At 45.4% G+C, this 17,539-nt stretch carries 12 protein-coding genes and 1 pseudogene; 12 read left to right on the top strand and 1 reads right to left on the bottom strand.

Translation table 11 applies throughout. From position 1 onward, the window contains the following. The first annotated feature begins 38 nt into the window (after positions 1-38). The 4 genes from PAV_RS12435 (at position 39) to PAV_RS12450 (ending at position 5,319) form a co-directional block, all read left to right on the top strand. A complete protein-coding gene (locus tag PAV_RS12435; RefSeq protein ID WP_040735918.1) occupies positions 39-818 on the top strand; it encodes an ABC transporter ATP-binding protein in 780 nt (259 codons plus the stop codon). Beyond that, the gene (locus PAV_RS12440) at positions 790-2,751 is read left to right on the top strand and encodes an ABC transporter permease (protein ID WP_005546620.1); all 1,962 of its coding nucleotides are present in this window, start codon (positions 790-792) and stop codon (positions 2,749-2,751) included. The genes PAV_RS12435 and PAV_RS12440 overlap by 29 nt, the downstream gene beginning before the upstream one ends. A gap of 153 nt (positions 2,752-2,904) precedes the next feature. After that, positions 2,905-3,645 carry a hypothetical protein gene (locus PAV_RS12445; protein WP_005546622.1) on the top strand — a complete coding sequence of 247 codons (741 nt, stop codon included), beginning with the start codon at positions 2,905-2,907 and terminating at the stop codon, positions 3,643-3,645. A 264-nt stretch (positions 3,646-3,909) separates the two neighbouring features. Beyond that, positions 3,910-5,319, top strand: a complete 1,410-nt coding sequence (locus tag PAV_RS12450; RefSeq protein WP_005546624.1) for an alpha-L-fucosidase — start codon at positions 3,910-3,912, stop codon at positions 5,317-5,319. Between the two features lie 94 nt (positions 5,320-5,413). Here the strand turns inward: PAV_RS12450 and PAV_RS12455 are convergent. Continuing rightward, a pseudogene (locus tag PAV_RS12455) lies at positions 5,414-6,132 on the bottom strand (Crp/Fnr family transcriptional regulator). 404 nt (positions 6,133-6,536) lie between these two features. Between PAV_RS12455 and adhE the strand changes: the two are divergent. From adhE to PAV_RS12485, 8 genes are all read left to right on the top strand, one after another. Continuing rightward, positions 6,537-9,152, top strand: coding sequence for a bifunctional acetaldehyde-CoA/alcohol dehydrogenase (adhE, locus tag PAV_RS12460; protein ID WP_005546630.1), 2,616 nt, complete (start codon positions 6,537-6,539; stop codon positions 9,150-9,152). 425 nt (positions 9,153-9,577) lie between these two features. Next, a complete protein-coding gene (gene pflB, locus PAV_RS12465; RefSeq protein ID WP_005546632.1) occupies positions 9,578-11,845 on the top strand; it encodes a formate C-acetyltransferase in 2,268 nt (755 codons plus the stop codon). 179 nt (positions 11,846-12,024) lie between these two features. Then, positions 12,025-12,756, top strand: a complete 732-nt coding sequence (gene pflA / locus PAV_RS12470; RefSeq protein ID WP_005546634.1) for a pyruvate formate-lyase-activating protein — start codon at positions 12,025-12,027, stop codon at positions 12,754-12,756. A 482-nt stretch (positions 12,757-13,238) separates the two neighbouring features. Beyond that, positions 13,239-13,526, top strand: coding sequence for a hypothetical protein (locus PAV_RS36135; RefSeq protein WP_005546636.1), 288 nt, complete (start codon positions 13,239-13,241; stop codon positions 13,524-13,526). Positions 13,527-13,591: 65 nt separating this feature from the next. Next, on the top strand, positions 13,592-14,875 hold the full coding sequence (locus tag PAV_RS12475; RefSeq protein ID WP_238555816.1) for a DUF4855 domain-containing protein: 1,284 nt from the start codon (positions 13,592-13,594) through the stop codon (positions 14,873-14,875). 307 nt (positions 14,876-15,182) lie between these two features. After that, a complete protein-coding gene (locus PAV_RS37255; protein WP_005546641.1) occupies positions 15,183-15,374 on the top strand; it encodes a hypothetical protein in 192 nt (63 codons plus the stop codon). Positions 15,375-15,406: 32 nt separating this feature from the next. Further along, positions 15,407-16,525 carry an ABC transporter substrate-binding protein gene (locus PAV_RS12480; protein WP_338010903.1) on the top strand — a complete coding sequence of 373 codons (1,119 nt, stop codon included), beginning with the start codon at positions 15,407-15,409 and terminating at the stop codon, positions 16,523-16,525. 129 nt (positions 16,526-16,654) lie between these two features. Next, the gene (locus tag PAV_RS12485) at positions 16,655-17,539 is read left to right on the top strand and encodes a carbohydrate ABC transporter permease (RefSeq protein ID WP_005546645.1); all 885 of its coding nucleotides are present in this window, start codon (positions 16,655-16,657) and stop codon (positions 17,537-17,539) included.

Below are 17,539 nucleotides of genomic sequence, written 5' to 3' on the forward strand. Positions count from 1 at the left end.
TGGGTTTCGGATTGCAAGAAGGAAGGGGCTGGACACATATGCCTGTATTAGAAGCTAAGCAACTATCCAAAGTGTATGGAACAAGAGGGAACATGACCTATACGGCTCTTCAAGATATAAATCTGACCATTGATGAAGGGGAATTTGTCGGCATAATGGGGCCTTCAGGCAGTGGAAAAACTACATTGCTTAATATATTAGCTACGATAGACAAGCAAACTTCTGGAGATGTATTTATTAACGGAACGGATCCTGCGAAGCTTAGCAATCGCAAGCTGGCCTATTTTCGCAGAAGAGAACTCGGTTATGTATTTCAAGATTTCAATTTGCTCGATACACTCAGCATTCGAGAAAATATTATATTGCCGCTTGCGCTTGACGGCATATCTGCTAGAGAGATTGAGCGCAGGCTGTTGGAAACAGCAAGCTGGCTTGGGATCGATCATATATTGGATAAGCGTACTTATGAAGTTTCGGGCGGTCAGAAGCAGCGTACGGCGATAGCGCGGGCAGTCATTCACCAACCTTCGCTGCTGCTTGCAGATGAACTGACAGGCAATCTGGATTCAAAGGCCGCGAAGGATGTTATGACTGCGCTTGAGGATTTGAACGAAAGAACGAATCGAACCATATTGATGGTAACGCATGATGCATTCGCCGCGAGCTATTGTAAGCGAATTTTGTTCATCAAGGACGGCAGATTGTTCTCCGAACTGCGGCGCGGTGCGAATCGACAGATTTTCTTCCAACACATCTTAGACTCGCTAAGCTTGTTAGGAGGGAACTTCGATGACATTCCGACAGCTCGCTATAAGTAATATAAAGGGGAATTGGCATCGATACAGCGCCTATTTTTTAAGCAGTGTATTTGCTGTGATGATTTTCTATATGTATGCGGCATTTATCTATCATCCTGACGTTATCAATGGACATGTACCCGGAGGACACCAGGTTCGAAAAGTGATGATGATATGCGAGTATTTGATCATCATTTTCTCTTTTTTCTTCACCTTGTACTCCAGCTCCGCGTTCTTGAAATCAAGACAGCAGGAATTTGGGCTGCTTACGCTGTTCGGCATGACCAAGCCCCAACTGAGAAGACTCGTTTTTTATGAAAACATGATTATTTCCATATTGGCGATTGCAGTAGGAATGGGCATTGGCACTTTTATGACGAAGCTGTTTTTGATGGCTTTATCGCATATACTGGCCGTTGATGCACCGATTTCCTTTTACATTGTTCCGAAAGCAATCCTATTGACGTCAGCAGGGTATCTGCTTTTGTTTACTTGCATTACGGTGTTTTCGTTGCGGAAGGTAGGGCGCAGCCAAATTGTTGAGCTGATACGGGCGCATAGAGAACCTAAATCACCGCCTAAATTCTCATGGGTACTCGTGGCCCTGTCTGTCTTTTCTTTAACACTGGGATACAGCTTGGCCTATGTGACGAATGTGCGGTTGTTTGAGGCTACCGCTCTGCCGATATTGGGATTTACGGTGCTCGGGACGTACCTCTTTTATACGCAATTCAGTGTGGGGCTTATCCGTATTTTGCAAAAAAATAAACGCGTGTATTACCGCAGAACCAATTTGCTGAATATTTCACAGGCAGCTTTCAAATTGAAGGACAATGCTCGTGTGCTGTTCAATGTGTCGATTTTGTGTGCTGTGGTATTGACTGCTACCGCGAGCTTTTACGCGTTCGACCAGACGACGAGAAAGCAGCAGCTCTTAGAAATGCCGCAAAGCTATGTTATTACTTGGACCAAGGATAAGCCTCAACCGATAAAACCCGAAGTGATTAAATCTTGGGCGCAAAGTACCGATAACAAGGTAGAGCAAGAAGTTGCCTTCAGGTTTGTGGACGTGTTTTATTCACAAGCAAACATCAGCGAAAATTCTGCGGCGATGTTGAGTGTGTCGGAATATAACCGCATTATTGCAATGGATGAAGGACAACCGCTTACGTTAGCCCGCGATGAGATGACTCTCGTTACGCGTATGCCTCTGGTGGAGTCTGGGGAGAATGACAGGCAGCAATATTATGGCCATCCTGGTTCCATTACGGTAAATGTTCGCGACACCAGCATTCAGGCGTCCGGCCATATTCATAAATTGATGACAAGAAACGTCCTGAATTCAGGTACAGGTGTTTACAATGTACTTGTTGTAAGCGACGAGCTGTTTGAACAACTATTCAAGAAAGCGCCGGCGGAGAAGGCAAGATATGGACATGCATTCAATTGGGCGGATTGGGAATATTCCTTGGCGTTAGACAAGAAGATTAGGGAGCATCTGTCGTTTAACGAGGATGAACAAGACAGCATAAGAATTTCAAGCCGAGTGTATGATTGGAGCAGTTCGATGCAAGTATCTGCGCTTGGCATGTTCATAGGGTTGTTCATTTGTTTATTGTTCTTTATAGCGAGCGGCAGTGTCATCTATTTCAAATTGTTTACTGAATTACAGGATGACCAGGCCTATTTCAGGGGGCTAACACGCATCGGCTTATCCATTGTTGAAATTCGGCGTGTTGTCACGTTTCAAGTTGGTCTTATTTTTTTCGCACCCTGCATTGTTGGAAGCGCCCATACGCTGTTCGCCTTGAAGACCCTTAGCAATCTCGTGTACTCGAATATGATGGGATATGCATTGACGGTAGTGAGCATGTTCGTGGTAATGCAGGCTTTATTCTTCTTGGCTGCACGAAAAACCTATATGAGGAAAATATTAGAGGAAGTAATTGTATAAATAAGGGATCTTTCTCATGTTCATGTCGAACAACGGGTAATCAAACCAATTTTATTACGGGATTGATACGATTTCTTGCTCATCTTATTGCATAATAGACTAATAAACTTGTATGCTTATAGGTAAGAGAAGGCAAGAAAGTGAGTTGACGTAATGAAGAGTCGATGGATACACATCCGTAAATACGCCGAACACTCCGTAGTTCTTGTTGTATTGATGTTGTTGATAGGTATCATTACTGCGTGCTCCAAGACTCCTGTGCAGGAGCAGCATGTGGAAGAGCAATCCAGCCCGGCTTCGAAGGTGACTGTTACTATCGAGGGCGGTTCCTATATACCGAACTTGTCAGAACATATTGGGATTGATTGGAACTCAGGCATGACTGTAACAGATTCATTAAAGCAGACCGGAATCGTGAAGATTTCAGAAGAAGATGGAATGATACAGTCAGTTGGAGAAGTTGCCCTTGATGCGAAGATGGGGTGGGGCATCTTGTTGAATGATGAAGAGCTAAGGCAGCCTAAGGCTATGAATAAGATCGTCGGCCCTGACGATACCATTGTCGTATATGTGAAGCGATTGGATGTCAAGACGAATTCACTTCCTATAGCGGGATTGACATTGAGCATTGATGGCGGTAAGACAATTCCAGAAATGACGAATACGTATGTGGTCAGCTGGAAAGAGAACATGAACGTGAACGATTTGATTGATGAATTTGCACAAATTTCCTTGTCAGACGACGGCGAGCAAGTGCTTCACATTGGTCAGCGAAAAATGGAAAACACCATTGAATTTTCGCTGAAGGTCAACGGGAAAAAGATGTCGGTAAGCGAAGGCCGGAAGCTTGCACTGAAGCCTGATGACCAGATTGAGTTTATTATTACCCCATGAACGAGTGACAGCTATAGCTCTCAACGGGAAACGTGGCATGCGTTTCGGACGTTGGGGGCTTTTTTTGATGACAGAGACTAGGCTTAAATAATGAACCTCATTTATAAAAAATTCCCCTCGTTTATTCGATTTCCCCGTAAATTTCTTATGTCTATGTTTTTTTATTGCTGTTCACAAGATGTTTCTGGTTTACTAGGAATTAGATATTTCTGCTAGCATAATTGGGTTCTTCATCAAAGATCAGACATGGGAGGATAAGTGAAAATGAGTGATACCATTCAACATGATGAACAACAACGCCAAGATGAACAAATTGTTCAGCAAGGGGTGCACAATTTCAGTGCAGAAGAAGAATGGGTGAAGCCTGATCGGCCAATCTTGCTCGAGCAGTTGGAATGGTTCAAGGATCAGAAGCTCGGCTTAATGATGCATTGGGGCACTTATTCCCAGCTCGGTATCGTGGAATCGTGGGCGCTTAGTGATGTCGATGAAGAGTGGTCGCGTGATAGTGTGGATTGGGATTATGATGCTGAGGAGCTGAAGCAGCAATATTTTGATTTGAACAAAACGTTTAATCCACTTCGCTTCGAGCCAGAACGTTGGGCGAACTTAGCTGCGGAAGGCGGCTTCAAATATTTGATTTTTACGACCAAGCATCATGATGGATTTTGCATGTGGGATACGAAAACGACAGATTATAAAATTACGGGTGCCCAAACACCATTCCATACCCATAAGTATGCGGATGTGTGCAAGCATTTATTCAATGCGTTCCGAGACAAAGGCATGGCCATCGCAGCGTATTTCTCCAAGGCTGATTGGCATACGCCAACGTATTGGGCGTCAGGGATGGAGAGAAGCAATCCGACATGGCGGGGCCCGTCTTATAATCCGCAGGATTATCCTGAATTATGGGAGCAATTCGTCCAATTTACTCATGAACAGATAATAGAGCTGTTGACGGACTACGGCCGTATCGATGTGTTGTGGCTGGATGCGGGCTGGGTATGCAAGGAAAGCCGCGTATCACAGGATATTCGTCTGGGAGAAGTGGTAGAGAGGGCGAGAGAGAAGCAGCCATGGCTGCTGTCTGCCGACCGCACGGTTGGCGGGCCGTATGAGAACATTATAACTCCGGAACAAACAATTCCAAATGAGGCAATGAATGTGCCTTGGGAAAGCTGTATTACGATGGGGACATCCTTCTCATTCCGATATGAGGACAAGTATAAGTCAACTCGGCAGCTTGTGCACATTCTCATGGAGGTGGTTGCTAAGGGAGGGAACCTAGCCCTTAATGTGGGGCCGCAGCCTGACGGCCGCATCCCAGAGGGGGCGATTGTACGGATTAAGGAACTCGGTGCATGGATGGAGACCTATGGGGAAGCTGTTTATGGAACCCGTATTTGTGCTCCTTATTTTACTCAGCGCTGTGCCTTTACTCGTAAGGAAGACACAGTATATTGTACGTACTTATATCCGTCTGAGGAATCGGAAGTTACCGATCACATATTTATTCCTTATCTAGAAAAGGTGACGAACATCCAATTGGTCGGTACAGATCAGAACGTAGCATTCCATTCAGACGAAGCAGGTTTGCACGTAAAGCTGCCAACGAGTGAAGTTGGGGGCAATGCCCCGATCGCACATGTATTCCGGATGACAGCCTTTTAAGCGCTATAGAGAGCACATTATTTGCAGTGCTAAATATAGATGCATAACATAATGATTGCCCTCATGTCATATACGTGCATGAGGGCAATTTGATTTAGATGCGGCAAATCTCATTCGGGCACATTTCGCAATGACATACTTCCCGCAAATGTTCCAATTCCCGAATAACAATCATGCCATTCTCATATTCAATGACATCGCGCTTGCGGAGATCGCTCAACATACGATTCACACTTTCGCGTGTCGCGCCGATCATGTTCGATAAATCTGTATGTGTGATTTTTTGTTGATAAGAATCCCGCCATCCTCTAGCTCCTCGCCATACGTGTTCGATAATCTTATCAGTGTGGAGCACAGCGCGCCAGGCTTGCCGTACATCATCAAGTCCCGGAACTTTGTCTGTGTAAGGCGGTGATGAATACCCATCCACTTCATAAAGTCAATGGAGAAATCGCAGTGCTGGCAGATGAGTATTTCGATATCTTTTTGCTCGATTAGTAATACTTCAGCTTCTTCGATAACTTCAGCGGTGAAGGTATGCTTCGTGCTATGGAATGGGTCAACTTGGCCAACCAAATCTCCAGCTTGATACATGTACAGAATGAGCTCTTTTCCTTCATCTGTGGATTTCGTGATTTTTACACGGCCGCTTTTCAGAAGGAATAGCTTATCAGATAGGTCTCCCTCCCAGAACAAATGAGAACTATCCGGATAGGTACGTTCTTTACCAATACTTATTAATCGTTCTACATTCTGTTCTGAGAAACAAGAGGTATTGCATGGCTCTCCAAATTGTTCGATGATGTTAGTCACCCTGTTCCCCTCCAATTTACATATTTCAAATTTTAGTAATTTTGACCCAAGGAATTCCATGTGACAAGTTTCACTATATGAATACGTATTACTATCATGGATGTTCCGCAAGCAGTTGTCAATTTATTTACGATTAAAATTAGTTACAGTTTGGTTAAATTGAGTGATTAATATCACGCTGGACCAAAGAAAAATAAAATATTGATCAGATTAGTGAGATAATGTGAAAAATATCACATACTAAACCCTGTTCAGGTGGGTACAATGAGAGTGTGAAATGATTCACAAGCAATTGTATCCATTACGAACCTCAGATAAGGACCGTAACAGAACCGTATACAGACCAAATAAAAGACCTTTCCTTAGGTTCATCGGCATGGAATCAATGAATGGAGGCGGAGAGAATGGCGACAAAACAGGAAACGAAACCAGTTGTAGAGAAAAACGATGTCACGAAGCACATTCAACAATTGATTGACCGCGCGAAGAAGGCGCAAGAAGCATTTATGGATATGAACCAAGAGCAAATTGACAAGGTCGTGCAGCAAATGGCACTCGCTGGCTTGGATAAGCACATGCTGCTGGCCAAGATGGCCGTTGAGGAAACGGGACGCGGTGTGTATGAGGATAAAATTACGAAAAATATATTTGCAACTGAATATATCCACAACTATATCAAGTATGACAAAACAGTAGGCGTCATTGAGGATAATCCGTACGGCTCTTACATGAAAATTGCGGAACCAGTTGGAATTGTCATGGGGATTACACCGGTAACGAATCCGACCTCAACGACAATGTTCAAGGCGCTCATTTCGATAAAGACACGCAATCCAATCATTTTCGGCTTTCATCCATCAGCTCAGAAATGCAGCGCGGAAGCAGCTCGCATCCTGCATGATGCAGCTGTGAAATATGGTGCGCCAGAGCACTGTATCCAATGGATCGAGTATCCGTCGATGGAAGCGACTAACGCCTTGATGAATCACCCTGATGTGGCGCTTATCCTAGCGACAGGCGGTGCTGGTATGGTTCGCTCTGCTTACAGCTGCGGCAAGCCTGCTCTTGGCGTTGGCCCGGGCAACGTACCTTGCTTCATCGAGAAGACGGCAGACTTGAATCAAGCCGTAACGGATTTGATTCTTTCCAAGACGTTCGATAATGGTATGATCTGTGCTTCTGAACAGTCAGTCATTATTGAAGAGCCGATTTACGTACAAACGAAGAAAATGATGACAGCCCAAGGCTGCTACTTCTTGAGCAAGGAAGAGACAGGCAAGCTTCAAGCAATGGCGATGAAGACAGACACTTGTGCAGTGAATCCGAACATCGTAGGTCAGTCCGCGAAGAAGATTGCAGAGATGGCTGGTATTCAAGTGCCGGATACGACGAAGATTCTAGTAGCTGAGCTGGATGGCGTAGGGCCGAAGTTCCCATTGTCTGCTGAAAAGCTAAGCCCAGTGCTTGCCTGCTACAAGGTGAAAACCGCACAAGATGGAATTGATCGCGCTGCTGAAATCGTAGCGTTTGGCGGAATGGGCCATTCCTCGGTTATCCATTCGCATGATGACGAGGTAATCGGCAAATTCGCAGATCGTCTGCAAACAGGTCGTATTCTTGTAAACTCTCCTTCGACCCATGGAGCAATCGGCGACCTATACAACACGAATATTCCTTCGTTGACGCTAGGCTGCGGATCTTATGGCCGCAACTCGACTTCTTCGAACGTAACGGCTGTCAATCTGCTGAATATTAAACGGGTGGCGAAGCGAACAGTGAATATGCAATGGTTCAAGGTGCCGAACAAGATATACTTTGAAAAAGGCGCAACGCAGTACTTGGCGAAGATGCCGGATATTAGCCGTGTCATGATTGTTACTGACCCGATGATGGTGAAGCTTGGCTACGTAGAAAAATTGGAATACTACTTGCGTCAACGCCGCAACCCAGTCGTTATTGAAGTGTTCTCTGATGTAGAGCCAGATCCATCGACAAAGACAGTGGAACGCGGTACAGAAATGATGCTCAGCTTCGAGCCTGACTGCATTATCGCACTTGGCGGCGGCTCTCCGATGGATGCGGCGAAGGGCATGTGGCTGTTCTACGAACATCCAGATGCTGAATTCGACAACCTGAAGCAAAAGTTCCTTGATATCCGCAAGCGTACATTCAAGTATCCGCGTCTCGGGCAGAAGGCGAAATTCGTCGCAATTCCAACGACTTCGGGTACAGGTTCGGAAGTAACTTCGTTCGCGGTTATTACGGATAAGGAGAAAGGAAACACGAAATATCCACTAGCCGATTATGAACTAACGCCAGACGTAGCGATTATCGACCCAGAGTTCGTATATAGCCTGCCGAAGACGGCAGTTGCAGATACGGGTATGGACGTACTGACGCACGCAATCGAAGCTTATGTATCGGTGATGGCAAGCGATTATACTGATGGGTTAGCAATTAAGGCCATTCAACTGGTGTTCGAGAACTTGGTGAAATCTCATCATGAAGCTTGTCCGAAGGCTCGCGAGAAAATGCATAACGCATCCACACTTGCTGGTATGGCGTTCGCGAATGCATTCCTAGGCATCAACCACAGCTTGGCTCATAAGTGGGGGGCGCAATATCATACTGCGCATGGCCGTACGAATGCGATTCTCATGCCGCATGTCATTCGCTACAATGCGAAGAAGCCAACGAAGTATGCATCGTTCCCGAAATACGATCACTTTGTGGCAGATGAGCGCTACGCGGAAATTGCCCGCATCCTCGGTCTACCATGCCGGACAACCGAAGAGGGCGTGAACAGCTTGATTAACGCCATTCGTGGATTGAATCGCGAATTGGGAATTCCAGAGTCGTTCCAAGAACTTGGCTTCGATGCGAAGGACTTCGAATCCCGTGTTGATTATTTGGCAGACCGTGCTTTTGAAGACCAGTGTACAACAGCAAATCCGAAGCTTCCGCTCGTAACAGAGCTGGCGGATGTATATCGGAACGCATTCTACGGACGTTTTGAATAATCAAGAAGCAGGCAGCGGGGAGATTTTCTCCGCTGCTTTTGCTTTGTAAGCAGCAATGAGATAGGGAGTAGGAATACGATTCCAACATTTTGAATCATAATTTGTGAAAAAAATCATTTGCCCAGCATATATTGTGATAAATATCACATAATTAAAAGTGTGAAAAGAGGTACAATGAAGACGTAGCAAGGAGAGGATGAAATAGAATCAGAATTCGCCTTATAAAACTTGCTGCACAGCCTCACTCGGCATTACGAAAAGGCAGCTATCGAACGAATGCGAAAGATGAGATAACCGCCTTGCAGCCTTTTTCGTGAAAATGATCACAAGCAATGTGAAGTGGAAAACGAAAACATTTGCTGGGTGTGCGCTTTCAATTCGATTACAACACATACAGAAAAACAAACATGTATGGAGGGATTATGATGTCGGTGATGGAAAAGAACATGACAGGAACAAATGAAATGAATCCTTGGCGTGGATTCAAAGCAGGCAAATGGCAAACTCACGTTGATGTGCCAAACTTCTTGGATGGACACATCAAGCCTTACTTAGGCGATGAAGCATTCTTGGCAGGTCCTACGCAAAATACGAAGGATCTGTGGGATATCGTGAGCCAGCTCTCCAAAGAAGAACGTGAACGCGGCGGTGTATGGGATGTTGATGTGAATACACCTTCAACGATCGTATCGCACAAGCCGGGATATTTAGATAAAGAAAAAGAAAAAGTAGTAGGTGTACAAACGGATGCTCCGTTCCGCCGCTCGATTCAACCTTTTGGCGGCATTAAGATGATGATCGATGCTTGTAAAGCATACGGCTTCGAAATGCCGGAAGACGTTATCAAAATTTTCACAGACATTCGTAAAACACATAACCAAGGTGTTTTCGATGCTTATACTTCCGACATGCGCATGGCGCGCAAAGCGGGTATTATTACAGGCTTGCCAGACGCTTACGGCCGCGGCCGCATTATCGGCGACTACCGCCGCGTAGCGCTGTACGGTGTAGATTTCTTGATTCAGCAAAAGAAAAACGACCTCAAAAATCTTGAGCTGGATGCAATGGATGAACATACTATCCGCGATCGTGAAGAAATTTCGGAACAAATTCGCGCACTTGCTGAATTGAAGGAAATGGCCGCAATGCACGGCATGGATATTTCCAAGCCAGCCGTAAATGCACAAGAGGCATTCCAATGGGTATACTTCGGTTACCTGGCAGCCATCAAAGAACAGAACGGTGCTGCAATGTCCCTCGGTCGTGTATCCTCGTTCCTCGATGTGTATGTGGAACGCGACATTCAAGAAGGTACATTGACAGAGCAAGAAGCTCAAGAATTGGTTGACCATTTCATTATGAAACTGCGTATCGTTAAATTCTTGCGCACACCTGCTTACAACGACCTGTTCAGTGGTGACCCAACCTGGGTAACAGAATCGATCGGCGGTATGGCTTCGGACGGTACAACTCGCGTAACGAAGAACAGCTTCCGCTTCCTGCATTCCTTGTACAACTTGGGACCTGCTCCAGAGCCTAACTTGACTGTTCTCTGGTCGACGAAGCTTCCTGAAGCGTTCAAGAAATATTGTGCGAAAGTATCGATTGAAACAAGCTCCATTCAATATGAAAATGACGACCTGATGCGTCCAATCTATGGCGACGACTACGGTATCGCATGTTGTGTGTCCGCAATGCGCATCGGTAAGCAAATGCAGTTCTTCGGCGCTCGCGCCAACTTGGCGAAATGCTTGCTGTACGCAATCAATGGCGGTAAAGATGAGAAGCTTGGCTTGCAAGTTGGACCAGAGCTTCCTCCAATCACTAGCGACGTATTGGACTACGACGAGGTTGTGAAACGCTTCAAGCAGATGATGGAATGGCTCGCGAAGCTGTATATGAACACATTGAATGTGATTCACTTCATGCATGATAAATATTGCTATGAGCGCATTGAGATGGCGCTGCACGATAAAGAAATCTTGCGCACAATGGCTTGCGGTATTGCCGGCTTGTCGGTAGCAGCCGATTCCTTGAGTGCAATCAAATATGCCAAAGTAACACCGATTCGCAACGAAGAAGGCATCGCTGTTGACTTCAAAATCGAAGGCGAATATCCTTGCTACGGCAACAACGATGATCGCGTAGACAGCATCGCTGTTGAGTTGGTTGAATCGTTCATGAACATGATTCGCAAGCATAAAGCTTATCGCAATGCAATGCCGACTCAATCGATTCTGACGATTACATCGAACGTTGTATATGGTAAGAAGACAGGTACAACTCCTGACGGACGCAAAGCTGGCGAACCGTTCGCTCCAGGCGCGAACCCAATGCACGGCCGTGATAAGAAGGGCGCGCTCGCATCGCTTAGCTCGGTAGCGAAGCTTCCATATGAGCACAGCTTGGATGGAATCTCGAATACATTCTCCATCGTACCTAAGGCGCTTGGCAAAGAGCTAGATGCTCGCAAATCCAACCTCGTATCGATGATGGATGGATACTTCGGCAGCAACGCGCACCATTTGAACGTCAACGTGTTCGACCGTGAACAGCTGATGGACGCAATGGAGCATCCAGAGAACTACCCACAATTGACGATTCGCGTATCTGGATATGCGGTTAACTTCATTAAGCTGACTCGTGAGCAGCAATTGGATGTTATCAACCGTACATTCCATGGTTCAATGTAAGAACATAATTACGGTTGAACTAGAGGCAAAATGAGCAACGTAATGGATATACTCGATATTTGATAAGTAAAGGGACGCAACTGCACCAAATGCCATGTATCTTTCGGTCGATGGCGGGGAGGGAGCGTCCCTCTTGTCATTTAATCAGGTTGTATGGGCTGGAGAGGAAAGTGATAGAGATGATCGGACGTATTCACTCGTTAGAAACATTCGGTACCGTTGATGGACCTGGCATACGCTTTATTTTATTCATGCAGGGGTGCGCACTCAAATGCCAATATTGCCATAACCGCGACACCTGGAGCTTGAGTGACGGCAAAGAGATGACGCTGGAAGAGGTACTCGCTGAAATTGAACCATACTTGCCTTACTATCGCAGCTCAGGCGGGGGACTTACTGTATCGGGTGGAGAGCCAACATTGCAGGCGGCATTCGTTAGAGAATTGTTCCGTGAAGTGAAGCAGTGGGATATGCACACAACACTTGATTCTAACGGATTCAACGACGTGACGAAGCTCGAAGAATTGATGAACGTTACAGATCTTGTACTGCTGGACATTAAGCATATTAACAATGACAAGCATATTGCACTTACAGGTGTACCGAATGCACGCACATTGGATACAGCGCGTTGGTTATCGGAGCATGGCAAGAAAATGTGGATTCGACACGTGTTCGTACCGACGATTAACGATGATGAAGAGGATTTGCTTGAACTGGGCCGTTTTATTGGTACACTGCAAGGTGTTGAGAAATTTGAAATCCTGCCATACCATCAAATGGGCGTATACAAGTGGGAACAGCTAGGCGAAAAGTATCCGCTTGAAGGGGTTCCTTCCCCGACAGCAGAAGAGGTGGAGCGTGCTTATGCGCTTATTGAGAAAGGACGCCAGCAAACCAGCGTATCGTGAAACCCAACTATGTTCATATAGGAAAAGAGATGACTTGCTATATAGGGAAGAGGTCATCTCTTTTTTGTTGAAATCGTGAAAGAATGTTCATTTTAGAACGCCAATTCAAAAATATCGTGTAACGTGAATTGTGTATAAATTGATCGGAAAGAACTATTTTTAAACTGGAAGAAAAAAACTATAATACGCAGTAAGAATGAGAAAAGGATTTTCACAACCCAAAATGGAAGCGCTGTCATCCAAGGTCTTTTTTTTACCAAGCATATATGCTGTGGAAATGCATTTTCTTGTCCTCATAACTGGAAGATGAAGAGATGCTATTAGCTACTGGTTCAACCTAGAAAAGGTATCAGGCATCATGGGGGATCAGCTTTTCTTGGATGAATTTATGAATAGAGGAGGTAGGATCGCAGCTTAGTTATTCGATGATTCAGCGCCGCCGTATTCTTCGAAAATGATCTTATTTAGGAGGGATATTGATTATGATGAAAAAGATGGCAGCACTTGTCTTTAGCATGATGCTGATATTGTCAATCATACCGAACATGCCGAACGCACAAGCGGCACCTCAGTTCCGCAACCTTGCTACGAACTCTACTTACACATGGTCGGAAGCGCCGGAATCGAATTATCCGGATCCAGGCAACAAGCTGATTGATGGAAAAAAGGAACCGCTAATGTTACGGATCCGGCATGGGTTGGTCATATTAAGAAAAAGGCGCGCGAAGTTACTTTTGATTTTGGACAGCGCAAGTCAATTGCCAGTGTGAAAGCGCATTTCCTTCAAGATTGGCCGGGTTCTGCGATTTTGTTCCCGTTAAGCGTATCTATATATGTGTCAGATGATAGTATGAATTGGGGAATTGTCGGGCACAAAGCAACGGAACGAGGCTGGACGAATGGCCCACCAATTGATCAAACCTATGTATGGGATGGCAGCAAAGATGGGGTTGCAGGCGGAGGACAAGGTGCTACGATGGCCTATGCACGCTACGTGAAAGTTGTGTTCCCTATGCATCCGAAAGCATGGACATTTATTGATGAGATTGAAATTATGGGAACTGACGGCAAGGCTGACGGAGCAGTTGTCGTGAATATGAAGCCGTTCGAATTCCAGTACCCAGGCGTCGACACTGCTGGAATCCGTAATTTATCGCTTGTCTACAATGGATATTACGCTGACGTTCCGGAGTGGACAAAAGACAGCTTGATTCCGGAAATTGGTTATGTGAATCAAGCCGGACAAGTTCAGGACTGGTTCTTTGATGGGGTGTTAATGCTGGGTCTCCAATCTCCGGCGGGCCGTGATTTCGGAAAGGATTCACTCCTTACGGATTGGCAATGGTATCTGGATAAAACATTTGGCGTGCAAGGTGACTTGAAGCAGTTGAATGAGGCAACGAAGGAAGTAGGAATTCAGCTCGGACAGCCGAATCATAAAACGAAGGTTGTTATGATGCTGCCAAATCCGGGAGAATCAGCGACGAACTTCGGTGACATTGACGGCGACGGCATTACCGAGAACTTTAGTGAAGCCAGCGTGGGCATAGAAAAAGCCTTGGCGACACGCCAGAAGGCAGTCAGATGGTGGCTGCAAGAGGTTCAAAACCGCTGGAATGCGAATAACTTCTCAAACCTTGAACTGGTTGGTATGTACTGGCTGGATGAAGATATTAGCTGGTCCAAGTCAGCCCCAGACTTCCTGCGGATGATGAACTCTGATGTTCATGCAAGAGGGCTGAAATCGTTCTGGATCCCACATTCCGTGACATATAAGAGTTTTATTTGGAAAGACGCTGGCTTTGATGCAGCGACCTACCAGCCAAATTATTATTTTGAAGATTTATCAATTGATCGTCTTATTGATGGCGTGACTACTGCGAAACGATACGGAATGGGCGTTGAAGTGGAGTTCGACAACCGTATGCTAACGGATAATGTGTTCCGCAGCCGATTCAATGACTATATGAACGCAGGTTACCAATATGGATTCGCGGGGAAAGGCTTTACTGCGTATTATAAAGGAAGCGGGCCGGTTCTGCGCGATGCAGCGAACAGCACAAATGCTAGTATTCGAGAACTGTATGATAAGTTGTACAACTTTACAAGAGGGAACTAATTCGCTCATATTCGATTACTGAAATGATGTATTGTATCAGATTGTAAGTTTAGCAGCATTCGAAAGTATATAATAGAGCCTAGTATGCCATGCATTTCACAGATCAGCGGTCAAATCCTCGGATTGGGGTTTTTGACCGCTGTTTTATTTTCTGCAAGGATTGTTAGAGGATTTTATCCCTCAATAGTGAAAATGTCGTCCTTACAGAATGGACATGGTCGATTTATAATGAAGGCGTAGCAAACAACAAGAAGATACTGGCAGACAAAAACATACGGGAGGGTCCTTACATGAAAAAGGATTGGTAATGATTCTGACGCTTCTGTTCATCGCAACGACAGCGCTTACAGGATGCGGATCGAAGACAGAGAATGGTTCTGAAAAGCCAGCAAACCAAACTGGTGAAGAAAAAAGGTTGAACCGTTCGAGCTTACGCTTCGTCACACGCAGCTCGGTGATGCAAAGAAAAATCGCTTTGCTATCCTGCAAGATGTTGTAAAGAAGACAGAATCCGAAGTACCAGGTCTGACAATTAAGCTCGATGGTGTGGACTCCGAGGTGAACCGCAAAGAAAAGCTTCGTGCAGAGATGGGCAGCGGATCTCCACCAGATATCTTTGATGCTTTCGGTAACCCAGACGTTAAATTGTACGCAGAGAATGGACTTATTCTCGACGTAGCACCGATTCTCAACGAACTTGGATTGAAGGATAAGTTTCAATCCCTTGCACAATGGACAGTAGACGATAAGATTTACGGTTTGCCAATCGGCGCTTCCATTGAAGGATATTTCTACAACAAAGACTATTTCGCTGAAAAAGGCATTCAAATTCCAAAAACATTGGCTGAGCTTGAAGCAATCGCTGAAAAAGTAAAGGCTGACGGCAAAATTCCATTCGCAATTGGTTCCAAGGATGCTTGGGTACCATTGATGACAACGAATACACTGTGGTCCTACTTCGGCGGTGCGGATATTACATCTGGATTTGCTAAAGGCGACACGAAGTGGAACGATCCAAAAATGGTAGAAGCATTCGCGAAGCACCAAGAGTGGATCAAGAAAGGCTATTTCAAAAAAGGCGAGCTTGGTCTTGACTATGCAACACAACGCACACAGTTGGTTAATGGCGAAGCAGTTATGATGTTCGACGGATCTTGGGCATCCTCCGTATTCGCTGATGCTACACAATCCGGTAAATTGCATAACAAAGCTGGCTTCTTCATGATGCCTCCTGCTAAAGAAGGCGATGGCTACAGCGTAATGTTCGACTCGAACAACGGGTATGCGTTCTCTTCCAAGGTTGCTGATGATCCACGCAAGATGGAAGCAGTTAAAGCATTCATTAAGAACCTGTACAACGAAGACATGCAAGTACGCGGCTTGAAAGAAGATGGCGTTATCCCTGCAATGAAGGTTGACCAAGCGAAGCTGGATGAGGCTTCCCAAGGCAACGATTTGCTGCAAGTAATTATGGCGCAAATGAAAGACGTGAAATACACATGGCCGGCATTTGACGCACTTGTTCAAGCGGATGTGAACACAGCACTGGGCCAACAGCTTCAAAAAATGATCAGCGGCGAGGCAGAACCGCAAGCGGTTCTGGATGCCGTACAAAAGGTTCAAGAAGAAGCGAACGCAGCATCAAAATAAGATAAACAAAATACAAGCTTGACCACTAGGAGCACCACCTGTCCTACTATGGGGGGTGGTGCTCATTTATCATCCTGAGCGGCAGGTAACCAGTATGATTACGATGTGGGACGGACGGAGGGAAATCATATGAACAAAGCATTAAAGAACCCCTTAACATATGTGTTATTTTTGCTTCCTACGCTCGTTTTGTTCATCGCATTCTTTATATACCCGGTAATCAATGCGATTTACTATAGCTTTACGAGTTGGAACGGAATATCGAAGGACGTTACATTTATTGGCTTTGACAACTATCTCAATGTGATGAGTAAGCCAGAATTTTGGGATTCGGTGAAGAACAACGGTTACTTTATTTTGTTCTCTTTGTTTATTCAGGTTCCGTTAATCATTTTCTTCTCACTGCTCATCTCCAATGTCAAGCGTTTGAAAGGATTGTACAAGACAGCTGTATTTATGCCGTCTGTAATGTCCACGGCCGTCATCGGTATTTTGTGGGGCTTCATTTACGATCCGGACACAGGACTTCTTAATAAGCTGTTAGGTCTGTTCGGCATTGATCCGCTTATGTGGCTGGCAGATAAGAAAACGGCAATGATTTCGATCTTGATTACGAACGCTTGGCAGTGTACCGGTTTCTACATTGTTATGGTGTTGGCTGCAATCTTAGCAATTCCGAAAGACCTTGACGAGGCAGCGATGATTGATGGCGCAACTGGCGTTCAACGTGCGATGCGCATCACGATTCCGCTCATTATGCCAATCATATCCGTAGTCGTCATGCTGTCGATTGCAGGCGCGATGAAGGCTGCAGATATCGTCATCGTTATGACGAAGGGCGGCCCGGCAGGGGCAACCGACGTTATGGCAACTTATATGATCAAGCACTCGATTACAAGCTTTAAATATGGTTACGGGAACAGCATCGCAGTCCTTATCTTCGTGTTCACGCTCATCGTTACTGTGCTTTATCAAGTACTCATTGCGCGTAGAACGGAAAGGATTGAATACTAA

The organism is Paenibacillus alvei DSM 29 (assembly GCF_000293805.1).
Classification (GTDB): domain Bacteria; phylum Bacillota; class Bacilli; order Paenibacillales; family Paenibacillaceae; genus Paenibacillus_B; species Paenibacillus_B alvei.

Bases quoted from the DNA above. Each gene is read 5' to 3' on its own strand.
- PAV_RS12435 (WP_040735918.1), top strand. From the start codon at position 39: ATGCCTGTATTAGAAGCTAAGCAACTATCCAAAGTGTATGGAACAAGA.
- PAV_RS12440 (WP_005546620.1), top strand. From the start codon at position 790: ATGACATTCCGACAGCTCGCTATAAGTAATATAAAGGGGAATTGGCAT.
- PAV_RS12445 (WP_005546622.1), top strand. From the start codon at position 2,905: ATGAAGAGTCGATGGATACACATCCGTAAATACGCCGAACACTCCGTA.
- PAV_RS12450 (WP_005546624.1), top strand. From the start codon at position 3,910: ATGAGTGATACCATTCAACATGATGAACAACAACGCCAAGATGAACAA.
- adhE (WP_005546630.1), top strand. From the start codon at position 6,537: ATGGCGACAAAACAGGAAACGAAACCAGTTGTAGAGAAAAACGATGTC.
- pflB (WP_005546632.1), top strand. From the start codon at position 9,578: ATGTCGGTGATGGAAAAGAACATGACAGGAACAAATGAAATGAATCCT.
- pflA (WP_005546634.1), top strand. From the start codon at position 12,025: ATGATCGGACGTATTCACTCGTTAGAAACATTCGGTACCGTTGATGGA.
- PAV_RS36135 (WP_005546636.1), top strand. From the start codon at position 13,239: ATGATGAAAAAGATGGCAGCACTTGTCTTTAGCATGATGCTGATATTG.
- PAV_RS37255 (WP_005546641.1), top strand. From the start codon at position 15,183: ATGATTCTGACGCTTCTGTTCATCGCAACGACAGCGCTTACAGGATGC.
- PAV_RS12485 (WP_005546645.1), top strand. From the start codon at position 16,655: ATGAACAAAGCATTAAAGAACCCCTTAACATATGTGTTATTTTTGCTT.